The following is a 5,062-nucleotide window of genomic DNA, read 5'->3' as shown; positions in this document are numbered from 1 at the left end:
CGTGTTAACGACAGCCGCTTCTCGGATACCGCCGGGCGGCTGATGTACCGGCACAGCCGTTCGAGCTTCTTGCGTTCATCGGCCCTGGCCGCCACGCCGGCGTGCAGGCTGGACCCGGCTACCTTGCCAATCCCGTCACCGAACGGATCACCACTGGTCGGCAGAGTTTGCAAAGTGAACACCTTTCGCCCCGCCTGTGAACCGACAGCGATACGGTAAGTGATCGAGTGCCCCAGCAGGGGTGTCATCGGGTCGTCATCCACCGCATCCGAGGCCAGATAGCTGTTTTCGACATCCCGTTCCAGCAGGCCTTGCCGTTCCAGATAGCGACCCACCCGGTGGGCGATGGTGTGCGTCAGCGGCACTGTTGCAAATAACCACGAATGGTAAGCTGAAGACTGTTTTAGCTAAAGGTGCAGCATATGAATCCTTTCCATGGTCGGCATTTTCAGGGCGAAATCATTCTTTGGGCTGTGCGCTGGTATTGTAAATATGGCATTAGCTATCGTGAACTGCAGGAAATGCTGGCCGAACGGGGTGTGAATGTTGATCACACGACTATTTACCGTTGGGTTCAACGTTATGCTCCTGAAATAGAAAAACGTTTACGCTGGTATTGGCGTAATCCTACAGATCTGAGCTCGTGGCATATTGATGAAACCTATGTAAAAGTGAATGGACGATGGTCTTATCTGTATCGTGCAGTCGATCAACGTGGCGATACCATTGATTTTTATCTTTCTTCTAGACGTAATACCAAATCAGCATATTGTTTTCTTGGAAAAATTTTAAATAATGTGAAGAAGTGGCAAATTCCACAAGTGATCAACACGGATAAAGCACCCACATATGGACGTGCTTTATCACGGTTAAAACGGGAAGGTAAATGTCCACCAGACCTTGAGCACAGGCAGATTAAGTATAAAAATAACGTGATTGAATGTGATCATGGCAAGCTAAAGCGGATCATCAGGGCCACATTAGGATTCAAATCTATGAAGACGGCTTATGCCACAATTAAAGGTATTGAAGTCATGCGTGCACTACGTAAAGGACAAGCATCGTCATTTTATTATGGTCAGCCTCAGGGTGAAGTGTGTCTAATCAACAGGGTTTTCGGTCTCTAAGTACTTTTTAAAGGGAACATCATCGACTCAAATCTCTATTTGCAACAGTGCCAAAAAAACCAACTTCAAGTTGGTTTTTCTTTTTTAATCATCAGTGGCGACCTTAACACCATATCCAATTAAACCTGCAAGGCTAGCATAGGCTATTTTGGCATAAATCGAACCCCACCAGACCGTAATTTTACTGGCACCAAATTCCCGAACCGTTTGCCCCATAAAATTAGTGGTTTCATAGAAATTTTTAGCAGAATAACCTAACGCAATATGATCAAGGACAGGGAATAAACTAAAAGCTAAACCTACTGCTGCTGCGGGGAAAGTAAACTCTCTTGATAGACCGAATTTTCCAGTAATAAATACAAGCGATACCACGATAATTAATCTAATGATAGTCCATAGCATCACTGTGAAAGGCAAGTTAAAGATGCCTGCTCCCTGCCACGCAAGACCGCAAACAACTAGGGGTCGTCTCAGAAAACGGAAAATAAAGCACGCTAAGCCGGTTGCAGAGGCCGTAGCGGCCTGAACTTCCCCGCGCCGATCTTGGCGCTGCTGCGCCATAGGTAATCACCGGTCAGGTTGATGTGCTCCCAGCCGAGTGGCGACAGGTACTGCAATAGCGAGTCATCGACGGCATGACCATTGCCGCGCAACGCATGCGCCGCACGCTCCAGGTAGACCGTGTTCCACAGCACGATGGCCGCCGTCACCAGGTTGAGGCCGCTGGCCCGGTAGCGCTGCTGCTCGAAACTGCGGTCACGGATTTCACCAAGGCGGTTGAAGAACACGGCACGGGCCAGCGCATTGCGCGCCTCGCCCTTGTTCAGCCCGGCATGCACGCGGCGGCGTAGCTCGACGCTTTGCAGCCAGTCGAGGATGAACAGCGTGCGCTCGATGCGGCCCAACTCGCGCAGCGCGACGGCCAAGCCGTTCTGGCGCGGGTAGCTGCCGAGTTTCCTGAGCATCAGCGAGGCCGTCACCGTGCCCTGCTTGATCGAGGTGGCCAGCCGCAGGATTTCGTCCCAATGGGCGCGGACGTGCTTGATGTTGAGCGTGCCGCCGATCATCGGCTTGAGCGCGTCATAGGCGGCATCGCCCTTCGGGATGTAGAGCTTGGTGTCGCCCAGGTCGCGGATGCGCGGCGCGAAGCGGAAGCCCAAGAGGTGCATCAGGGCGAAGACGTGATCGGTGAAGCCCGCCGTGTCGGTGTAGTGCTCCTCGATCCGCAGGTCGGATTCGTGGTACAGCAGGCCGTCGAGCACGTAGGTTGAGTCGCGCAGGCCGACATTGACCACCTTGGTGTGGAATGGCGCGTATTGGTCGGAGATGTGGGTGTAGAAAGTCCGTCCTGGGCTGCTGCCATATTTTGGGTTGATGTGCCCCGTGCTCTTTGCCTTGCTAGCGGTTCGGAAATTCTGTCCGTCCGATGATGATGTGGTGCCATCGCCCCAGTGCCCGGCAAAGGGATGCCGAAACTGAGCGTTGACCAGTTCAGCCAACGCTGTCGAGTACGTTTCGTCGCGGGTATGCCAGGCTTGCAGCCAAGCGAGCTTCGCGTAGGTCGTGCCGGGGCAGGACTCGGCCATCTTGGTCAGGCCCAGGTTGATCGCGTCGGCCAGGATCGTGGTCAACAACAGGTTCTTGTCCTTGGCCAGATCGCCCGATTTCAAGTGCGTGAAGTGCCGGGTGAAGCCCGTCCACTCATCGACTTCGAGCAGCAGTTCGGTGATCTTGACGTGCGGCAGGACCATGGCTGTCTGGTCTATCAGCGCCTGCGCGGTGTCGGGCACCGCCGCATCCAGCGGCGTGATCTTCAAGCCCGACTCGGTGATGATGGCATCCGGCAGGTCGTTGGCTGCCGCCATGCGGTTGACGGTGGCAAGTTGTGCTTCCAGCAGCGTCAGCCGCTCATGCAGATATTGTTCGCAGTCGGTGGCCACGGCCAGCGGCAATTCGCTGGACTGCTTGAGGCTGGTGAACTTCTCGGGCGGTACCAGGTAGTCCTCGAAGTCCTTGAACTGGCGTGAACCCTGCACCCAGATGTCGCCCGAGCGCAGGGAGTTCTTCAACTCGGACAGCGCGCACAGTTCGTAGTAGCGCCGGTCGATGCCGGCGTCGGTCATCACCAGTTTCTGCCAGCGCGGCTTGATGAAGCCGGTCGGTGCATCGGCTGGCAGCTTGCGGGCGTTGTCGGTGTTCATGCCGCGCAGCACCTCAATGGCATCAAGCACGTTTTTGGCGGCGGGCGCGGCCCGCAGCTTGAGCACGGCAAGGAATTCCGGTGCATAGCGGCGCAGGGTGGCGTAGCTCTCGCCGATGCGATGCAGGAAATCGAAGTCATCGGGTTGCGCGAGCTTCTGCGCCTCGGTGACGCTCTCGGCAAAGGAATCCCAGGACATGACGGCCTCGATGGCGGCAAACGCATCGCGGCCTGATTGCTTGGCGTCGATCAGCGCCTGACCGATGCGCCCGTACAGACGTACCTTGGCGTTGATGGCCTTGCCTGACGCCTGGAACTGCTGCTGATGCTTATTCTTGGCAGCGTTAAACAGCTTACCCAGGATGCGGTCGTGCAGGTCGATGATTTCGTCGGTGACGGTGGCCAGCGCCACGAGAGTGGCGTAGCGCCGTTGCGGCTCGAATTTGGCCAGGTCGGCGGGTGTCATCTGGCCGCCCTCGCGGGCAATCTTGAGCAGGCGGTTCTGGTGAACCAGCCGCTCGATGCCGGTAGGCAGATCGAGTGCCTGCCATGCCTTGAGGCGTTCGATGTGTTCCAGCATATGCCGCGAATTTGGCTTGGCCGGAGACTGGCGCAACCAAGCCAACCAGGTCGTCTTGCCGTTGTCCCGGCGCTTGAGCAGATCGTCGAGGCGGCGGCGATGCGCGTCCGCCAGTGGTTCGGCCAAGGCGTCGTAGATGCGCCGGTTAGCACGGGTGATCGCCTCGGCACTCGCCCGCTCGACGGCGTTGAGGGCGGGCAGAATGACCGACTGCCGCCGCAGGTGCCCGATCAAGGCGCTGGCCAGCACGATGCCTTTGTCGGTTTGCATCGCCAGCTCGGTCAGCATCTGGACGGCCTGCCGGTAATGGCTCATGGTGAAGGGCCGGAAACCGAACACGGTTTGCAGCTCGCTCAGGTGCTCGCGCCGGGTCTGCTCCCGCTGGCCGTACTCGTTCCAGCTTTCGACGCCGACCTTGAGCTGGTCGGCGACCAGCTTCAACAAGGGCGGGAACGGTAGTTCATCGACGCCCAGGATGACGCCGGGAAAGCGCAGGTAACAGAGCTGCACCGCGAAGCCCAGCCGATTGGCTGGCCCGCGCCGCTGTCGGATGATCGAGAGGTCGGTATCGTTGAATGTGTAATGTCGGATCAGGTCGTCCTTGGAGTCCGGCAACGCCAGCAGGCTTTCCCGCTCGGCGGCGGACAGGATGGAACGACGTGGCATATTTACTGATCCGTTCTCAAGTATTGATACAGGGTTTCGCGACTGATTCCGAATTCACGAGCAAGCTTGGTCTTTTGCTCGCCAGCCTCGACACGTTGGCGCAGTTCGGCAATACGCTCAGACGACAGGGATTTCTTCCTGCCACGGTAAGCCCCGCGTTGCTTGGCGAGCGCAATACCCTCGCGCTGACGCTCGCGGATCAGGGCGCGCTCGAACTCGGCGAACGCGCCCATCACCGAGAGCATCAGGTTCGCCATCGGAGAGTCTTCGCCAGTAAAACTGAGGTGTTCCTTGACGAATTCGATATGCACGCCGCGTTGTGTCAGCGTTTGCACGATCCGGCGCAAATCATCGAGATTGCGCGCCAGGCGATCCATGCGGCACTGTTGCAAATAGTCGGTGGTGATAAACTTATCATCCCCTTTTGCTGATGGAGCTGCACATGAACCCATTCAAAGGCCGGCATTTTCAGCGTGACATCATTCTGTG

At 56.9% G+C, this 5,062-nt stretch carries 3 protein-coding genes and 2 pseudogenes; 1 reads left to right on the top strand and 4 read right to left on the bottom strand.

Annotation, left to right across the window (positions count from 1 at the left end):
- A pseudogene (locus ACJHYR_RS26855) lies at positions 1–359 on the bottom strand (transposase); the annotation flags it as partial.
- Between the two features lie 63 nt (positions 360–422).
- Here ACJHYR_RS26855 and ACJHYR_RS26850 point away from each other — a divergent pair.
- Positions 423–1,127, top strand: a complete 705-nt coding sequence (locus ACJHYR_RS26850) for an IS6-like element IS1006 family transposase (protein WP_001067784.1) — start codon at positions 423–425, stop codon at positions 1,125–1,127.
- Positions 1,128–1,211: 84 nt separating this feature from the next.
- On the opposite strand, the gene ACJHYR_RS26845 is transcribed toward ACJHYR_RS26850, so the two are convergent.
- The 3 genes and pseudogenes from ACJHYR_RS26845 to ACJHYR_RS26835 all read right to left on the bottom strand — a co-directional run.
- Positions 1,212–1,688 (bottom strand): hypothetical protein, encoded by a 477-nt coding sequence (locus ACJHYR_RS26845; RefSeq protein ID WP_223171565.1) that lies wholly within the window; start codon positions 1,686–1,688, stop codon positions 1,212–1,214.
- Complete coding sequence (locus ACJHYR_RS26840; protein WP_015344976.1) at positions 1,622–4,573, bottom strand: Tn3-like element TnAs3 family transposase; 2,952 nt, start codon at positions 4,571–4,573, stop codon at positions 1,622–1,624. Before ACJHYR_RS26840 ends, ACJHYR_RS26845 begins: the two co-directional genes overlap by 67 nt.
- A gap of 2 nt (positions 4,574–4,575) precedes the next feature.
- Positions 4,576–4,950, bottom strand: a pseudogene (locus tag ACJHYR_RS26835) (recombinase family protein); the annotation flags it as partial.
- Positions 4,951–5,062: the final 112 nt, after the last annotated feature.

The organism is Escherichia sp. WS1450 (assembly GCF_046487395.1).
GTDB classification, from domain to species: Bacteria; Pseudomonadota; Gammaproteobacteria; order Enterobacterales; family Enterobacteriaceae; genus Escherichia; species Escherichia coli.
Note: the sequence above shows the minus strand (reverse complement) of the source record. Positions and strands in the feature narration are given on the sequence as shown.